This window comes from Corallococcus interemptor (assembly GCF_003668875.1).
GTDB lineage: Bacteria > Myxococcota > Myxococcia > Myxococcales > Myxococcaceae > Corallococcus > Corallococcus interemptor.
Map to the genome: position 1 here is coordinate 14,214 of NZ_RAWM01000007.1, position 16,025 is coordinate 30,238.

14 protein-coding genes are annotated in these 16,025 nt (G+C 69.9%); all 14 read left to right on the forward strand.

The window, feature by feature from the left end; translation table 11 throughout:
* The first annotated feature begins 4 nt into the window (after positions 1 to 4).
* The 14 genes from rbbA to D7X96_RS04250 all read left to right on the forward strand — a co-directional run bounded on the left by rbbA (position 5) and on the right by D7X96_RS04250 (position 16,022).
* The gene (gene rbbA, locus D7X96_RS04185; protein ID WP_120547512.1) at positions 5 to 2,809 is read left to right on the forward strand and encodes a ribosome-associated ATPase/putative transporter RbbA; all 2,805 of its coding nucleotides are present in this window, start codon (positions 5 to 7) and stop codon (positions 2,807 to 2,809) included.
* Positions 2,810 to 2,811: 2 nt separating this feature from the next.
* Positions 2,812 to 3,936 (forward strand): ABC transporter permease, encoded by a 1,125-nt coding sequence (locus D7X96_RS04190; protein ID WP_121769047.1) that lies wholly within the window; start codon positions 2,812 to 2,814, stop codon positions 3,934 to 3,936.
* 100 nt (positions 3,937 to 4,036) lie between these two features.
* A complete protein-coding gene (locus tag D7X96_RS04195; protein WP_120547510.1) occupies positions 4,037 to 5,197 on the forward strand; it encodes a zinc-dependent alcohol dehydrogenase in 1,161 nt (386 codons plus the stop codon).
* Positions 5,198 to 5,211: 14 nt separating this feature from the next.
* Entirely contained in the window at positions 5,212 to 5,715 is a 504-nt protein-coding gene (locus D7X96_RS04200) for a hypothetical protein (protein ID WP_120547509.1), read from the forward strand.
* A gap of 77 nt (positions 5,716 to 5,792) precedes the next feature.
* Positions 5,793 to 6,560, forward strand: coding sequence for a hypothetical protein (locus D7X96_RS04205; RefSeq protein ID WP_121769048.1), 768 nt, complete (start codon positions 5,793 to 5,795; stop codon positions 6,558 to 6,560).
* A 108-nt stretch (positions 6,561 to 6,668) separates the two neighbouring features.
* On the forward strand, positions 6,669 to 8,126 hold the full coding sequence (locus D7X96_RS04210) for a hypothetical protein (RefSeq protein WP_121769049.1): 1,458 nt from the start codon (positions 6,669 to 6,671) through the stop codon (positions 8,124 to 8,126).
* Positions 8,127 to 8,153: 27 nt separating this feature from the next.
* Positions 8,154 to 9,068, forward strand: coding sequence for a class I SAM-dependent methyltransferase (locus D7X96_RS04215; protein ID WP_121725539.1), 915 nt, complete (start codon positions 8,154 to 8,156; stop codon positions 9,066 to 9,068).
* Positions 9,065 to 9,595 (forward strand): hypothetical protein, encoded by a 531-nt coding sequence (locus D7X96_RS04220; protein WP_120547506.1) that lies wholly within the window; start codon positions 9,065 to 9,067, stop codon positions 9,593 to 9,595. The genes D7X96_RS04215 and D7X96_RS04220 overlap by 4 nt, the downstream gene beginning before the upstream one ends.
* A 131-nt stretch (positions 9,596 to 9,726) precedes the next feature.
* Complete coding sequence (locus D7X96_RS04225; protein WP_120547505.1) at positions 9,727 to 9,948, forward strand: hypothetical protein; 222 nt, start codon at positions 9,727 to 9,729, stop codon at positions 9,946 to 9,948.
* 35 nt (positions 9,949 to 9,983) lie between these two features.
* The gene (locus D7X96_RS04230) at positions 9,984 to 10,205 is read left to right on the forward strand and encodes a hypothetical protein (protein WP_120547504.1); all 222 of its coding nucleotides are present in this window, start codon (positions 9,984 to 9,986) and stop codon (positions 10,203 to 10,205) included.
* A 48-nt stretch (positions 10,206 to 10,253) separates the two neighbouring features.
* Positions 10,254 to 13,238 (forward strand): DUF1611 domain-containing protein, encoded by a 2,985-nt coding sequence (locus tag D7X96_RS04235; RefSeq protein ID WP_121769050.1) that lies wholly within the window; start codon positions 10,254 to 10,256, stop codon positions 13,236 to 13,238.
* Positions 13,238 to 15,040 carry a peptidase domain-containing ABC transporter gene (locus D7X96_RS04240; protein ID WP_233609913.1) on the forward strand — a complete coding sequence of 601 codons (1,803 nt, stop codon included), beginning with the start codon at positions 13,238 to 13,240 and terminating at the stop codon, positions 15,038 to 15,040. Before D7X96_RS04235 ends, D7X96_RS04240 begins: the two co-directional genes overlap by 1 nt.
* Before the next feature lie 17 nt (positions 15,041 to 15,057).
* A complete protein-coding gene (locus D7X96_RS04245; protein ID WP_121723730.1) occupies positions 15,058 to 15,327 on the forward strand; it encodes a hypothetical protein in 270 nt (89 codons plus the stop codon).
* Complete coding sequence (locus D7X96_RS04250; protein ID WP_120547500.1) at positions 15,324 to 16,022, forward strand: S8/S53 family peptidase; 699 nt, start codon at positions 15,324 to 15,326, stop codon at positions 16,020 to 16,022. Before D7X96_RS04245 ends, D7X96_RS04250 begins: the two co-directional genes overlap by 4 nt.
* Positions 16,023 to 16,025: the final 3 nt, after the last annotated feature.

Genomic DNA, 16,025 nt, shown 5'->3' on the forward strand with positions numbered 1-16,025 from the left:
GGCCATGGTCTCATCCGCGTCTCCAGCATCGCCCGCCGGCGCTTCCGGCGGGCGCGTGGTCTCCATCCAGAACGTGGTCCACCGCTACGGCAAGGCCGTCGCGCTCGACGGCCTGTCGCTGGACGTCCCCAGCGGCATCCGGGTGGGCATCGTGGGCCCTGACGGCGTGGGCAAGTCCACGCTGATGGCGCTGGTGGCGGGCGCCAAGAAGCTGCAGCAGGGCCGGGTCCTGGTCCTGGACGGAGACATCGCGGAGGCGCGGCACCGGCGCGACGTGGGCCCGCGCATCGCGTACATGCCGCAGGGCCTGGGCAAGAACCTCTACCTGGAGCTCAGCGTCTACGACAACGTGGACTTCATGGCCCGCCTCTTCGGGCTGTCCCCGGAGGAGCGCAAGGCGCGCGTCCCGCAGCTCTTGGAGGCCACGGGGCTGGGCAGGTTCGCGGCGCGCCCCGCGGGCAAGCTCTCCGGCGGCATGAAGCAGAAGGTGGGGCTGTGCGGCGCGCTGGTGCACGACCCGGACCTGCTCATCCTCGACGAGCCCACCACCGGCGTGGATCCGCTCTCCCGGCGGCAGTTCTGGACCCTCATCGAGGACATCCGCGCCGGGCGCCCCGGCATGAGCGTCATCATCTCCACGGCCTACATGGACGAGGCCCAGCAGTGGGACTGGATCGTCGCCATGGACGCGGGGCGCGTGCTGGCCACGGGGTCGCCCGCGGAGCTGATGCGGCGCACGGGCACCCACGACCTGGAGAAGTGCTTCATCGCGCTCCTGCCGGAAGAGAAGCGCCGGGGCCACAAGGAGATCACCATCCCGCCCCGCGTGGCGGGCAACGCGGAGCTGGCCATCGAGGCGCACGGGCTGACCCGCCGCTTCGGGACCTTCACCGCCGTGGACCACGTCACCCTGAACATCGAACGCGGGGAAATCTTCGGCTTCCTCGGGTCCAACGGCTGCGGCAAGTCCACGACCATGAAGATGCTGACCGGCCTGCTGCCGCCCACGGAAGGGACGGCGAAGCTCTTCGGCAGCGCCGTGGACGCGGGCAGCATGGAGGTGCGCAAGAACCTGGGCTACATGACGCAGGCGTTCTCGCTCTACGGCGAGCTGAGCGTGAATGAGAACCTGGTCCTGCACGCCCGGCTCTATCACCTGCCCCCGGACAAGGCGAAGGCGCGCATCGAGGAGCTGGTGGAGCGGTTCGGGCTGACCGCGCACCTGGACGCGCCGGCCGGGGACCTGCCCATGGGCCTGCGCCAGCGGCTGTCGCTGGCCGTCGCCGTGCTGCACGGACCGCAGATCCTCATCCTGGACGAGCCCACGTCGGGCGTGGACCCGGTGGCCCGGGACAGCTTCTGGGAGCTGCTCATCGACCTGTCGCGCAAGCAGGGCGTCACCATCTTCGTGACAACGCACTTCATGAACGAGGGCATGCGCTGCGACCGCATCTCCCTCATGAACGCGGGCCGGGTGCTGGCGGCGGACACCCCCCAGAAGCTCATCGAGTCCCGGAACGCGGACAGCCTGGAGACGGCCTTCATCGGCTACATGGAGGACGCCATCGCGGAGAAGGAGCGCGCCGAGGGCAAGGCCACGGCGGCCACTCCCGCTCCCGCTCCCCAGGCGCCACCGCCCCCGTCTCCTGGCGAGCCCCGGGTGGAGCGGGCCGGACTCAAGCTGCGCGTTGGCCGGCTGATGGCGTATGCCGCCAACGAGGCCAATCAAATCCTCCGCGACAAGGTCCGGCTGGCGTTCGCGTTCATCGGCTCGGCGGTGTTGATGCTCGTCTTCGGCTTCGGCATCACGACCGACGTCGAGAACATCCGCTATGCCGCGCTGGACCTGGACCAGACGCCGGAGAGCCGCGCGTACCTGGAGCAGTTCAGCGCGGCGCAGCCCTACTTCGCCCCCACGCAGCCCGCCCGGTCCGCGGACGAGGCGCTGCGCCGGCTCCAGTCCGACGACGTCTCGGTGGTGATGGAGATTCCGCCCCGCTTCGGCCTGGACTTCCGCCGGGGCTCCGGCCCGGAGGTGCTGGCGCAGGTGGACGGCGCCATGACCTTCCGTGGCGACACCGTGGAGCAATACGTCCAGGGGGTCCACAACCGGATGCTGCGGGACCCCGCGAGCGGCTTCCAGTCCGCCAGGGCTCAGCAAGACACGGCCAACATCGAGGAGCGCTACCTCTACAACCCCACCTTCCAGAGCATCTACTCCATCGTGCCGAGCGTCCCGGCGCTGCTGTTGCTGCTCATCCCGGCCATCCTCATGACGGTCAGCATCGTGCGTGAGAAGGAGCTGGGGTCCATCATCAACTTCTACGTCACGCCCACGGGAAGGCTGGAGTACCTGCTTGGAAAGCAGCTGCCCTACGTCGCCATCGGGATGGCCAACTTCTTCATCCTGACCGCGCTGTCGCTGGTCGTCTTCGGCGTCCCCATCAAGGGCAGCTTCCTGACGCTGGTGGTCTGCGCGCTGTTCTACGTCATGGCGACGACCGGCATCGGGATGGTGACGTCCACGTTCACCGGCAGCCAGGTCGCGGCCGTCTTCGTCACGGCCATCCTGACCATCGTGCCGACCATCCAGTTCTCCGGCCTCTTGCAGCCGGTCTCCACGCTCCAGGGCGGAGCCAAGCTCGTCGGCTCCATCTGGCCGGCCACCTATTACATGCACGCCAGCCTGGGCGCCTTCACCAAGGGGCTGGGAGCGGGCCTCATCCTGAGGGACGTCGCCTTCATGGCCGTGTGCGTGCCCCTCCTTCTGGCCATCAGCGTCGTCGGCCTGAGAAAGCAGGAGAAATAGCAGTGAACTCGCTGCTGAACATCCTGTGGCTCGGGCTCAAGGAGATCCGCAGCCTGCTCAGCGACGCGGTCCTGGTCGTGTTCGTCGTCTATGCCTTCACCCTGGCCATCTACGTCCAGGCGACGGGCACCTCCAGCGAGGTGAACAACGCCTCCATCGCCTTCGTCGACGAGGACGGGTCCGCGCTGTCCAAGGAACTGCTCAACGCGTTCTACCCGCCGCGCTTCATGTCGCCGGAGATCATCAACGCGGATGACATCCAGCCGGACATGGACCGGGGCCGGTTCATGTTCGTCGTGGTGATTCCGCCCCGCTTCGAGCACGACCTGCGCGCGGGCCGCACCCCGGACATCCAGGTCAACATCGACGCGACGGCCATGCAGCAGGCGGGCATCGGCTCCGGCTACATCAAGAACATCATCAACGACCGCATCTCCTCTTTCATGAGGCGCACGGAGGCGACGGGCCCCAAGCCCGTCAACCTGGTCGTCCGCAAGCTCTTCAACCCCAACGGGGTGTCGTCCTGGTTCAAGAGCGTGGTGGCCATCATCAATCAAATCACCCTGCTGACGGTGGTCCTCACGGGCGCCGCGGTCATCCGCGAGCGCGAGCACGGCACGCTGGAGCACCTGCTGGTGATGCCGCTGACCTCGTTTGAGATCGCCATGGCGAAGGTCTGGGCCAACAGCCTGGTCATCCTCGTGGCCACCGGGGCCTCGCTGTTCCTGGTGGTGCACCTGGTGCTGAAGGTGCCCTTCGCCGGTTCGGTGGTGCTGTGGTTCGTGGGCGTCGTGCTCTACCTGTTCTTCGCCACGGCGCTCGGCATCTTCCTGGGGACCATCTCCCGTTCGATGGCGCAGTTCGCGCTGCTCATCATCCTGGTGGTCCTGGTGCTGATGCTGCTGTCGGGCGGCAGCACGCCGGTGGAGAGCCAGCCGAAGTGGCTGCAGTACCTCACGTACCTCCTGCCGGCCCGGCACTTCGTCAGCTTCTCGCAGGTCATCATCTACCGGGGCGGAGGGCTGTGGGCCGTCTGGCGCCAGTTCCTGATGGTGGCCGCGATAGGCGTGGGGTTCTTCGTCTACAGCCTGGCGCTGTTCCGGAAGTCCATCGCGGTGAGCAAGTAGGCCCCGGGCGCGTTCGAGGCGGCGGGGGCCTTCCCCCCTGCTCGCTTCGCATTGGACCCAGGTCCATGTTCCCCGTTTTCGCGATGCTTAGCGTCAGGGCATGCGTGCTCTGACCTATGAAGGCCCCTACCGGGTTTCGGTGCGGAACAAGCCGGACCCTCGCATCGAACATCCCCAGGACGGCATCGTCCGGGTGACGTCCGCGGCCATCTGTGGCTCGGACCTGCACCTGCTCCACGGGCTGGTGCCGGACACCCGCATCGGCTTCACCTTCGGCCATGAGTTCGTGGGCGTGGTGGAGGAGCTGGGCGCCACGGCCCGCAGCCAGGGATTGAAGAAGGGCGACCGCGTGATGCTGCCCTTCCAAATCTTCTGCGGCGGCTGCTACTTCTGCCAGCGCGGCCTCACGTCCTGCTGTGACAGCACCAACCCGGCGACGGACGCGGGCACGGGCATCTACGGCTATTCCCACACGTTCGGAGGCTACGACGGCGGGCAGGCCCAGTACGTGCGCGTGCCCTTCATCGGCGTGGACGCGGAGAAGGTGCCCGAGGAGGTGCCGGACCTGGACGCGCTGCCCATCACGGATGCCTTCACCACCGGCTACCAGGGCGCGGAGATGTGCGACCTGAAGGGCGGAGAGACGGTGCTGGTGCTGGGCTGTGGCCCCGTGGGCCTCTTCGCCATGTGGAGCGCCTGGGCCATGGGCGCGGGCCGGGTCATCGCGGTGGACAAGGAGGACTACCGGCTGGAGTTCGCGCGGCAATGGCTGGGCGTGGAGACGCTCAACTTCAACGACGTGGACCTCGTCACCACCGTGAAGGGAATGACCGAGGGGCGCGGCGCGGACGCGACCATCGAGGCGGTGGGCTGCGAGGCGGCGGGCTCCCCGGTGCACCGCACGTTCGGAGTGCTCATGAAGGCGGAGGCCGGCTCCCCGGTCGCCGTCAACTTCGCCATCCATGCGACGCGCAAGGGCGGCGTCATCTCGCTCATTGGCGCGTACGGGCCTCCGGCCGTGGGCGTGGACCTGGGCACGTACATGAACAAGGCGCAGACGATGCGCACCGGTCAGGCGAGCGTGAAGCGCTACATGCCGCACCTGATGGAGCACGTGCGAGCCGGGCGCATCCAGCCCTCGCGCGTCTTCACCCACCGCCTGCCGTTGGAGAAGGCGCCGGAGGGCTACCACACGTTCGCGCAGAAGAAGGACGGCTGCATCAAGGTCGCCCTCTTCCCCAACGGTGAACACCTGCACTGAAGAGGAGCCGTGTGATGAATCCCACGCCCGATGACAACACCGAATCCCTCCGGGAGAAGAAGCCCAGGCTCTCCACCCAGGAGGAGGTGGAGCGGCACTCCGCGTACCAGGCGCTGCAGCGCTCCGAGCGCCCGTCCTACTGGGGCATCGACCTGGACCCGGCGCGCCGGCCCGGCGTCCCGATGACGGGCCACGAGCCCCGGCCGATGCCCCACGCGCGCTTCCCACCGGAGCGCCAGCAGGGCACGTCCGCGTCGCCCATGCACGGACGGCCCAACAAGCCGATGCCGCCCGTGTTCGGCACCGCCACCCCGCTCCACGGCGTCTCCGGCCTCATCCGGCGCGCCGCGTACCGGAAGCCGGACCACGACCCCAGCCATTGGCTGCTCAAGATGTTCGCCGACCGCGTGGACTCCTGGGGCTACCACACCGGCAAGGTCCTGAAGGTGGTGGGCCCCGTCGCGGTGGTGGCCCTCCTGGTGGGCCTGGCGCGCGAGCGGTCCGCGTTCGCGAGATAGGCCCCAGAAGCCGCGCACGGGGTTTTTCTGGAGCGTCCAGGAGACTCGCATCGCGAGGAGGCCCTATCGTCCTCGCGATGCGACTGCTCCCTCGACTCCATCTCTTCGAGTTCCTCGACCAGTCCTGGCTCCCCGAGCTGTTGCGCCGGGGCGAGGTCGACTACCTGCACGTCGTGCTCGACAAGACACGGCCCTACGACGGCATGGCGACGCAGCTGGCGGCGCTCTTGCGCATGGCCGGCACGAACCGGATTGTCGACCTCTGCTCCGGCACCGGCGGCCCGTGGCGCACCCTGCTCCCGGTGCTGCGGAAGCTGAACGGCGAGGCGGAGGTGGTGCTCACCGACCTGCATCCCACGCCCGGGCTGGAGCTGCCCGAGGGCGCGCACTACCGCGACACGCCGGTGGACGCCACGCGCATCCCCGAGGAGCTGACGGGCGTGCGGACCCTGTTCGAGGCGCTGCATCACTTCCGCCCGCGGCAGGCCCGCGCCGTCCTCGAGGATGCCGTCGCGCGGCGAGTCCCCATCGCCGCCTTCGAGCTCACGCAGCGCTCGCTGCCGTACGTCCTGGTCCAATTGCTGCTCGTCGTGCCGCTGGTGTGGGGCTTCACCCCGCTCATCCGCCCCCGGCGCTGGTGGCGGTGGCTGTTCACCTACCTGGTGCCCATCATCCCCCTGCTGGTGCTCTGGGATGGCGTGGTGTCGTCGTTCAGGACCTACGCGCCGGAGGACCTGGAGGAGCTGACGGAGGGACTCAACGCCAACGGGTACTCCTGGCACCTCGGCGTCCACCGCGCGCGGGGCATGGCCATCACCTACCTCATCGGGCAGCCCGGCGAATAAGGGGCGTCACGCCCCGGACTCGCGACACTCCCACCTCCTTGGGGTACCCCTTGGAAGCCAAAGCCTCGCATCCCACCCTTCGCGCTTCTTGGACCGGGAGGCGTGGACATGAATGCAAGGAATTGGGGGGCCCTGCTGTGGTTCGGGCTGGCAGGGGTGGGCTGTGGGGGCGTGGCGGAGGCGGTGGAAGACGGCGCCCGTGACGTGAGCGCCCAGGCCTGCCCTCCCGGAGTGGCGGCCCGGGTGGCGTCCCTCATGCCCCCGGACGCCGGGGGCTTCATGGGCGAGCTCACGAACGTCCAGGGGACGCTCTTCTTCGTCACCTCCACGTTCGACGCCGGCTCGCTCCTGTGGCGCAGCGACGGCACGGAGGCGGGCACCTTCCCGCTGAAGACGTTCCCGGGCCCTCCCGGCGTCTATCAGCCCCAGAACCTGGTCGCGGTGGGCAACAGGCTCTTCTTCCAGACCCGCACCGACACCACCGGCAATGAGCTCTGGCTCAGTGACGGAACGGCGGACGGGACCCGGCTGGTCAAGGACATCACCCCTGGCGCGGAGGGCTCCGTGCTGACCAACGCCACGGAGCTCAATGGCCGCCTGGTGTTCTTCCGCTGGGTGCCGCTGCCGGGAGGCGGGGCGGGGCCGGAGCTGTGGCGGTCCGACGGCACCACCGCCGGCACGCTCCGGGTGCGCAACTTCACCAGCACCCCGGGCCTGGGCAACGACACCTTGAAGGTCAACAGTGTGCTGCTCTTCTTCTTCTCCGAGGACACGGGCACCACGATGTGGCGCACCGACGGCACGCTGGCCGGGACCACCTCCGTCAAGCGGCTGGACGCGGGGCCCACCTACCTCTCGGAGGTGAGCCGCCCGGGGGAGACGCCGTTGTTCATCCTGGAGGATGGCCCCAACTCGGAGGTGTGGAGGACGAATGGCACCGCCTCCGGAACCGTCCGCCTGGACGCCTTCGGCAAGCGGGTGAGCCTGCTCGGGACGCTGGGCGCGTACGTCTACGTGACGTCCGTGGACAGCCCGGTGACGAAGCGGCTGCGCATCGACCGGCTCTCGCTGAGCGGGGATGGCAAGACGCACATCACCACGCTGCCCAACCCCTACGGGGCCTACGAGTACACCTATCCCTCCGCGAGGAGGGCCGTGGTCTCCGGCAACGACATCTACTTCAACCTGAGCATCGGGAGCGACGCCCCCGTGCCCACCGCCGTGTCGCTGTGGGCGACGAACGGAACGGCCGCGGGGACCCGCCAGCTCTTCGACAACCGCAATGTGGAGTACGGGTATGGCTACCCGCTGTTCGCCACCGGCACGGGCCAGGTCCTGTTTGGCGGCGCACCGGACCAGAACGGCCCCGCCTTCCCCTACTTCACCCGGGGCACCCCGGCGACGCAGGGACGGCTGGCGGACGCCCGGTTTCCCAATTCGTTCACCCGCGTGGGCTCGCGCATCTTCTTCACCGCCTTCGACGCCGCCGGTGAAGGCCAGCTGTGGTCCGCGCCGGCCACCTTCAGCTGCCCGCCCGGGCTGACCGAAGCGGCGGAGTCGCGTTGAGGTACACTCCAGCGCGCAAGCGCTGGAATGCCCTCCGACCTGCTGGAAATCTCAGACCTCATCGTCGACTACGACGTCGCGACACTCCAGCCCCGGCCGGTGTCGCGCTCCGCCGTGGTGGCGCGGCTCATTGAGAACGGACAGCGGGGCGCCGCGCGGCTCGTGCAGCGGCTTCCCGCGTCCAATGACACGCTGGACTTCGAGGCGTGCAGCCTGGCCCTGCTGCGCGCCCACATCGAACTGCAGCGGCTGAGCGAGGAGTTCCTGCAGGCGGACCGCCTCCGCTGGGTGTTGCTTCCGCTGCTGCGGACGCTTCGCGACGCCGGCGTGAAGCCTCCGCTGCGCATCGTCGACGTGGGCTGCGGGCTTGGCTACGCCGTCCGCTCGCTCGCGGCGCACGGGCGGCTGGGGCGCGACGTGGAGCTCATCGGCTGTGACATGAACGTGACGCTGATTGAGAACGCGCGGCGGCTCGCGGAGGAGGAATCCCTCTCATGCGAGCTCAAGGTCGCGAACGCGTTCCAGCTGGAGCAGCCCGGCCACATCTTCATCTCCACGGGCGTCCTGCATCACTTTCGCGGCAACGACCTGAACGCGTTCTTCGCCGGCCAGCGGCAGGGGCACGCGTTCGTGCACTACGACATCCAGCACTCGGTGCTCTCCCCCTGGGGCTCGTGGATGTTCCACCAGGCCCGCATGCGCGAGCCGCTCGCGCGCCATGACGGCGTGGTCTCCGCGCGGCGCGCCCATCCCACGCAGACGCTGCTGTCGGCGGCCCGCACGGAGACGGGGTTCAGCTGCGCGTCGCTGGACGGCGCCCGCGACCTCCTGGGCGCCATGCTCCGGCCCATGACCGCCACGCTGGGGACCCGCGCGGAGCTGTGGGAATCGCTCCTGGGCCAGCTGGGTCCGCTGCGCTCACGGCTGGGGCCCGCGCGATGAACGCCGTCCTGCCGGTGCTGCTCGCGCTGCTCTCCGTCACCGACGCCGCGTTCTGCGGCTTCCGCGTCGCCGCGGGCCGGGATGCCCGCATCTTCAAGGCGGACTACTACCGGTCCGCCATCCGCCGGGGGATGGGGCGCGGACTCTTCACGGCCGCGCTGGTGGGCGCGGGCATCGCCGGGGCCTGCCTGTTCTCACCGGGCCTGTTCCCCCAGCTGCTCGTCTGCGCACGGGCGATGCTCTGGGTGCTCCTGCCGTACGCGACGCTGACCCTGGTGGGCATGGGCGTCTGGGCCGCCGCGGAGGCCGACGCGCGGACCCTGGCGAGCGTGGTGGTCCTGGGACCATTCACGCTGATCCGCCCCTGGGTCATCGCCGCGGCGGCCGCCGTTGGCGCGTGGAAGGCGCCGGGCTTCACCGCCGCGCTCGTCACGCTCGCGGCCTGCGGCGCCCAGCTCGCGCTCGAGCCCTGGCTCAACGCCGGCATGCGTCCCCGCATCCCACAGGTGGGTCCGGCGAGACCGTGAAACACAAATCCGCGCGGGTTTCCTGACACTTCCAATCCCCCCACCCTGCCCTGGCTTGCCCGCTCCACGGTCCCTTCCTAGGATTCTGGGTTCCGCCGGATCCCCCCTCATCACCCCCTGGAGCCATCACCATGCGGTACACGCGCAAGAACATCTCCGAGCTGCTTGGCACCGTGCAGGGCAGCCCCGACGTCATGGGCTTCTGGACGTCCACCATCGGCGGCTACACGTACAACATCACCCCGTCGGCGGGCGGCAACATCCTCCAGGACATCTACAATCCCAATCACCGGATCTGCGAGGACGGCGGCCAGACCGCCTTCGAGGACGCGGCGCAGATCGGCTGCTACTAGCAGCGTCCCCGCCACGCCACACCTGGAGCATTCCCATGCGTTACACGCGCAAGAACGTCAGCGACCTGTTGAGCTCGGTGCAGGGCAGCCCGGACGTCCAGGGCTTCGCCACCTCCAACTTCGCGGGCACCAGCTGGTCCATGGTCCCGTCCTTTGGCGGCGGCGTCGTCTGGCAGGCCACCTGGACGTATCAGTGGACCTGCGAGGACGGCGGCAGCGTCACCGCCGAGGACCGCTCCACGTTCGGCTGCGGGTAGTCCACCCCGCGCCGTCCTCCCCCGCTTCCCCCGTCTCGCGGTCCCCTCATGAACACGCGCCTCACCCTGATCCTCAACACCCACATGCCGCAGGTGTTGGGCGAGGGGCCCCTCTTCGATGAGCCGGAGAACTGGCTCTTCGAAGCGCTGACGGAGACATACCTCCCGCTGTTCCGGATGTTGGAGCGCTGGGACGCCCGGCGCTTCGCCGGCACGCTGGTGATGTCCTTCACCCCCTGCCTCGTGCAGCAGCTGGTCGCCTGCGAGGAGCGCTACACCGGCTACCTCCAGCTGCTCCAGCGCATCGCCACGCGCGAGCTGGAGCGCACGTCGCGGCTGGAGCTGTACAACCGCTACGAGAAGTTCCCCCAGGCCCTCTCGGACGAAGCGCTGGCGAGGGTCCACCGCACCGCGGGCATGTACCTGCGGCGCGTGGAGGACAGCCTCGCGTTCCTGCGCCAGCACTCCCTGCGGGACGTGTTCGCGTCGCTGGGGCGTTCGCGGCCGTCCAACGTGCAGCTGTGGACCTCCACGCCGCAGCACAACTTCCTGCCCTTCTTCCAGCCCGCCGTCGCGGACCGGCTGGTGGCGCGGGGCGTGGAGTCCTTCCAGGACATCTTCGGCGGAGAGCCGGACGGCCTCTGGCTGCCCGAGTGCGCCTTCCAGCCGGGCGTGGAGCGCATCCTCCAGCGCCGTGGCATCCGCCGCACCGCGCTCAGCCTGACAGGCATTGGCGCGTCCCAGCCCCAGGACCCCAGCGGCGTGTTCCGCCACGAGGACCTGGAGGTGATGGTCCACGACTACAGAATCGGGCTGCACCTGTGGAAGTCGCCCGAGTCCACGTACCCCGCGCACCCGGTGTACCGCGAGTTCTTCCGCGACGTGGGCTTCGACCTGCGCCCCGAGTACTTCGAGGAGCTGGGCGTGCCCGTGCCCGCGAACAAGCGGGGCCACGTGTGGACGGGCCTCAAGTACCACGCGGTGAGCGGGCAGAAGGTCGACCTGGGCCGGAAGGCGCTCTACGACGTGGAGGCCGCCCGCGCGCAGGTGCCCCAGCACGTGCGCCAGTTCTGGGAGCTTCTGGATTCGCGCCGCTCGCTCGTGCAGGACGGGCAGACGTTCGTGCTCGCGTTCGACACGGAGCTGTTCGGCCACTGGTGGCACGAGGGCATCGAGTGGATGGAGGGCGTCATGCAGCCCGCCGCGCCGCTGGAGGCCGCGAAGCCCCCGCGGGCCGCCGAGCCGCCGACGCTGCCCCGGCTCTACTATTCGACGTGGGGGCGCGACTTCTACAGCGAGCACTGGCTGACTCCGGGCAACGCCTGGATGTACGCGCTCATCAAGCTGGTGGAGGCGCAGCTGCCCCAGCCGGTGGACGCGGAGACGCGCGAGACGTGGCGCCGCTTCGAGGTCTTCAGCGGCAGCGACCTGCTCTTCATGATTCCGGACCCGACGCAGCGGGACCGGGCGCGCGCGCTGTTCCTCGCGCGCTACCAGGACGTCGTGTCGCGGCTGAAGGACTTCTCACCGGACCTGCTCACGTCCTTCCCGGTGGACCCCTTCAAGTGCGTGCTCCTGCACGTGAGCAGGGCCGAGGGGCAGGAGCAGCCGCCGTTCCTCCTGCGCCGGCTGTCGCTGGAGGGCGTGAACATCGGGGCGCGCCGGGAGCTCACGCTGGACGCGGAGGTGCTGGAGGTCGCGGGCCTGCGCGTCGCGTTCCAGTACTTTCTCTTGCACCCGCAGGGCCGCTACGCGCTGCGCGTGGAGGGCTCCGGGCGCGAGCACGTCTTCCAGATGCCGGACTACGGCGTGCCGCTGCTCATCGCGCCGGACACGCGCACGTATCCCAAGTACGACCCGGAGGTGCTGTACCGGAAGCTGGGGGAAATCTGGGAGGGCGACCAGCAGCTGCCCCTCAAGCAGAACCCCACGCTGCGCAGCCGCCACATGTACACGCGCGCGCACGTGATGGAGGTGCTCGCGGGCAAGCGGACCGCCCTCTTCAAGTACAACAAGGAGGGCTACGCGCTCTTGCGCTTCCGCGACCGCAGCCCGGCTCCGGCGTGCGTCGTCTTCGACGACACGGTGACGCTCAGCGACGCGGGCACGTACATCCAGGCCGGTGAGCTGTCCGTGCCCGTGGTGAGCAACCCGGCGGACATCGCGCGCCACGACTTCGACGCGGTCGTCTTCACCTGCTCGCTCAACTTCGAGTCAGAGGTGCCGCACGTCCGCGCGCTCCTGGAAGTGGCCACGCGCAGGAAGTTGCCCGTCGTGTCGCTGTACGACGACATCCTCTATTACGACCTCTTCGACGGGCTGGAGCCGGACCCGGACCTCTTCTTCCGCGTGGCCGTGCCGGAGCAGGACGCGCTCGCGAAGCCGGGCCCTGCGGACTACGCGCCGCGAAACCTGCTGGGCGTCTTCGGCACGGACACGGTGCAGGGCAAGTTCACCACGCAGGTCTATCTGCGCGAGGCGCTGGCCAGGCACGTGCGCGTGCGCCACCACGCCACGGAGCCCACGGGCATCCTGCTGGGCTCGGACACGGGCTACTCGCGCGTGCTGCGCGTGGAGGGCCCGGAGCGGCTGGCGTTCGAGCGCCGCGTCATGGCGGACCTGGCGAAGGACTGTGACGTCGTCATCACCGGCGGGCAGAACGGCCTGCTCTACGTGCCGCAGGGCCAGGACCGCCGGGCCAACGCCTCCACGCACATCTACGAGACGTTCCTGCCGCGCCTGGTGGTGCTGACCGTGTCGGTGGACACGAAGCCGGAGGACGTGGTCGCGACGCGCGAGTACCTGGAGCTGCTGGCCCGCGAGCACGACGTCCCCTGCATGGTGGTGGGCCTGGCGATGATGGGCGGGCGCAAGCTGCTGGGCAGCCGGTGGACGGAGACCTGGTTCCTGGGCGTCCGGGATGAGGTCCTGGAAGAGGCGCGGCGGAAGATGGAGCAGCACACCGGCCTGCGCGTCCACGCCATCCCCGAGGAAGCGGACGCGCTGGCGCGGAGCGTCCTCACGCACCTGTGATGGAAGCGGGCGGCGCGATGCAGGAGGAAGAGGCCCCCGGGCTGCGGCGGTCGGCGCGCTACCTGGCGGAGCTGCTGCGGCTGCTGCGTCCCGCGTGGGGCGCGCTCGCGAGGAGCGCGCTCCTGGGGCCGGTCATCACCGGGCTCCTGCTCATCCCGCCCTTCCTCACGCGGCTGTTGTTCGACCACGTGTCGTCCCCCCAGGACCTGGGGCTGTTGCACGTGCTGGTGCTGAGCATCCTCGCCGCGTCGGTGGCGGCGGCGGTCGCGGAGGCGCTGTTCGGTTACTACTCGTCGTACCTGACGGTGAAGCTGGAGAGCTCCGCGTCGCTCTACCTCTTCAACCACCTGCAGCACCTGCCGGACCGCTTCTTCTCCCGGCGCCAGGTGGGTGAGCTCACCAGCCGCTTCGACGACGCGAAGGCGGGCATCGCGCTGGTGGTGGGGCTCATCCGGCTCGTCTTCTCGCAGCTCACCTTCCTGCTCGTCATCCCCTTCACCCTGGCGTCGCTCCACTGGGAGCTGGCGCTGGCGGCGGTGGCCACGCTGCCCTTCGTGGTGGCGGTGCCGCTCGTCGTGGGCCGCGCCATGGGGCTCGCGTGGCAGGAGGTGATGGGCGTGCACGGCGCTCTCCAGGCGCTCCAGGTGGAGACGCTGCGGCAGAGCCGCACGACGAAGGTGCTGGCGCTGGAGCCGCACGTGTACCAGCGCGCGGCGGGGCTGATGCGCTCCGTGCTGCGGGCGCACCTCAAGGCCCACGGCGTGGAGGGGCTGCTGCGGCTGTTCGAGCGCACGGTGGAGGCCGCGCAGACGGCGCTCTTCACCTGGCTGGGCTGGCGGCTCATCCTCCAGGGCAAGCTGACGCTGGGCGGCTTCGTGGCCTTCGTGGCGTATGCCGCGTACCTGCGCGGGCCGGTCATCGAGGCCATCGGCTTCGTCACCGGACTTCAGCAGCGCGGCGTCCACCTGCGCCGCTTCTTCGAGTACCTGCACGAGGCGCCGGAGCAGGACCCGGCCCGCTCGCTGACACCCCCGCCCCCGCTGACGCAGCGGCTCTCCGGCGGGGTGGAGCTGGAGGACGTGTCCTTCGGCTACCTGCCCGGGCAGGACGTGCTGCGCGAGGTGAGCGCGCGCATCCGGCCCGGCGCCGTGGTGACCATCGTGGGCTCCAGCGGCTCCGGGAAGACGACGCTCGCGCGGCTCCTGACGCGGCTGGAGGAGCCGGGCCGGGGGCGCGTGCTGTACGACGGACAGGACGCGCGCACGCTGGCGTTGTCCGACCTGCGCCGGCAGATCGCCGTGGTGTGGCAGGACGTGGAGCTGTACCACGGCACCGTGCGCGACAACCTCACGCTGGGGCTCTCCGGCGTGAGCGAGGACGCCCTGCGGGAGGCGGTGCGGCTGTGCGCGCTGGAGCCCGTGCTCGCCGCGCTGCCGCAGGGCTTCGACACGCCGGTGGCCGAGGCGGGCGCGAGCCTGTCCGGTGGACAGCGGCAGCGGCTGGCGCTGGCCCGCGCGGTGCTGCGCGACGCGCCGGTGCTGCTGCTGGATGAAGCGACGTCCCAGCTCGACGTGGAGACGGAGTCCGCCATCGTGCGGGCGCTGCTCGGGCGGGCCCGGGAGCGCGGGCAGACGGTGCTGTTCATCACGCACCGGCTGGCCAACGCGCCCCTGGCGGACGAAGTGTGGATGCTCGCGGGAGGCCAGCTGGTGGGCCGGGGGCCTCACGCGGAGCTGCTGGCGCGGTGTGCTCCGTACCAGCGGCTGTTCCGCGCGGGCATGGGCGAGGCGGACGCCGCTTGAGCGCGGCGGATGGAAAGATGGCGAACGAGTCCCCACGTCCCACCCTGCCCCTGCTGGAGGACCCCGACCACGCGGGCCTCTTCGTCGTGCGGCGCATCGGCATGCTCACGGCCCTGCTCATCATCGTGCTCGGCGCGGGGATGGCGCTGGCGGGTTCGCTCGTGCACCTGACCGTGTCCGTTCCGGACGCCGTCCCGCCGCGCACGGAGTCCGTGTCGCTGGGCACCTATGTGTTCCGGCAGCTCCAGCAGTGGCGGCCTTCGGGGCCGGGAGGCACCGCTCCGTGAAGAAGGTCGGCATCATCGACAGCGGCGTGGAGGTGGCCTTCCTGCGCGAGCACGGGTTGCACCTGGCGGGCGCGGCTTCGTTCTCGCTCGACCTGGACGCGCAGGTGCTGGAGGCGCGCGAGTACGAGCGCGAGGAGCTGGAGACGTGGCGGTCCGGCACGGAGACCCATGAGCTGGAGGACACGCACGGGCACGGCACGGCCGTCCTGAGCATCCTCTACGACCAGGTGCGTCCCTGGCCGGACGTGGAGGTCTACGTCGCGCGCGTCCTGGACCGGAACATCCGCGGCCACTCGCTGTGCCTCGTGGAGGCGATGGGGTGGATGCTGGAGGAAGTGGGCGTGGACGTGCTCAACCTGAGCCTGGGCACGTTCCAGCGCGCGATGGAGGCGCCCATGCGGGAGCTGGTGGACCGCGCGGCGGCGAGGGGCGCCCTCATCGCCTCCTCCGCGGGCGGCGAGCCGACCCTTCCCGCGCAGCTGGAGTCGGTGGTGTCCGTGGGCGACCCCGCACTGATGGAGCGCGTGGGCGCGGACGTGAAGGTGGACCACGTCGTGAAGGAGCGCGAGGTGAAGCTCTACATGGGTGGCCGCTGGATGCAGGTACCCATGACGACCAGCTTCGCCTGCGCGGTGGCCGTGGCGGAGGCGCTGAGAGAGGGCGCGCTCCCCGGATGGCGGCGCGGGTCCGGCTGAAGG

Coding starts and splice junctions, on each gene's coding strand:
- D7X96_RS04215 (WP_121725539.1), top strand. CDS start 8,154: ATGCCCTCCGACCTGCTGGAAATCTCAGACCTCATCGTCGACTACGAC.
- rbbA (WP_120547512.1), top strand. CDS start 5: ATGGTCTCATCCGCGTCTCCAGCATCGCCCGCCGGCGCTTCCGGCGGG.
- D7X96_RS04195 (WP_120547510.1), top strand. CDS start 4,037: ATGCGTGCTCTGACCTATGAAGGCCCCTACCGGGTTTCGGTGCGGAAC.
- D7X96_RS04240 (WP_233609913.1), top strand. CDS start 13,238: ATGGAAGCGGGCGGCGCGATGCAGGAGGAAGAGGCCCCCGGGCTGCGG.
- D7X96_RS04235 (WP_121769050.1), top strand. CDS start 10,254: ATGAACACGCGCCTCACCCTGATCCTCAACACCCACATGCCGCAGGTG.
- D7X96_RS04200 (WP_120547509.1), top strand. CDS start 5,212: ATGAATCCCACGCCCGATGACAACACCGAATCCCTCCGGGAGAAGAAG.
- D7X96_RS04230 (WP_120547504.1), top strand. CDS start 9,984: ATGCGTTACACGCGCAAGAACGTCAGCGACCTGTTGAGCTCGGTGCAG.
- D7X96_RS04205 (WP_121769048.1), top strand. CDS start 5,793: ATGCGACTGCTCCCTCGACTCCATCTCTTCGAGTTCCTCGACCAGTCC.
- D7X96_RS04210 (WP_121769049.1), top strand. CDS start 6,669: ATGAATGCAAGGAATTGGGGGGCCCTGCTGTGGTTCGGGCTGGCAGGG.
- D7X96_RS04225 (WP_120547505.1), top strand. CDS start 9,727: ATGCGGTACACGCGCAAGAACATCTCCGAGCTGCTTGGCACCGTGCAG.
- D7X96_RS04245 (WP_121723730.1), top strand. CDS start 15,058: ATGGCGAACGAGTCCCCACGTCCCACCCTGCCCCTGCTGGAGGACCCC.
- D7X96_RS04220 (WP_120547506.1), top strand. CDS start 9,065: ATGAACGCCGTCCTGCCGGTGCTGCTCGCGCTGCTCTCCGTCACCGAC.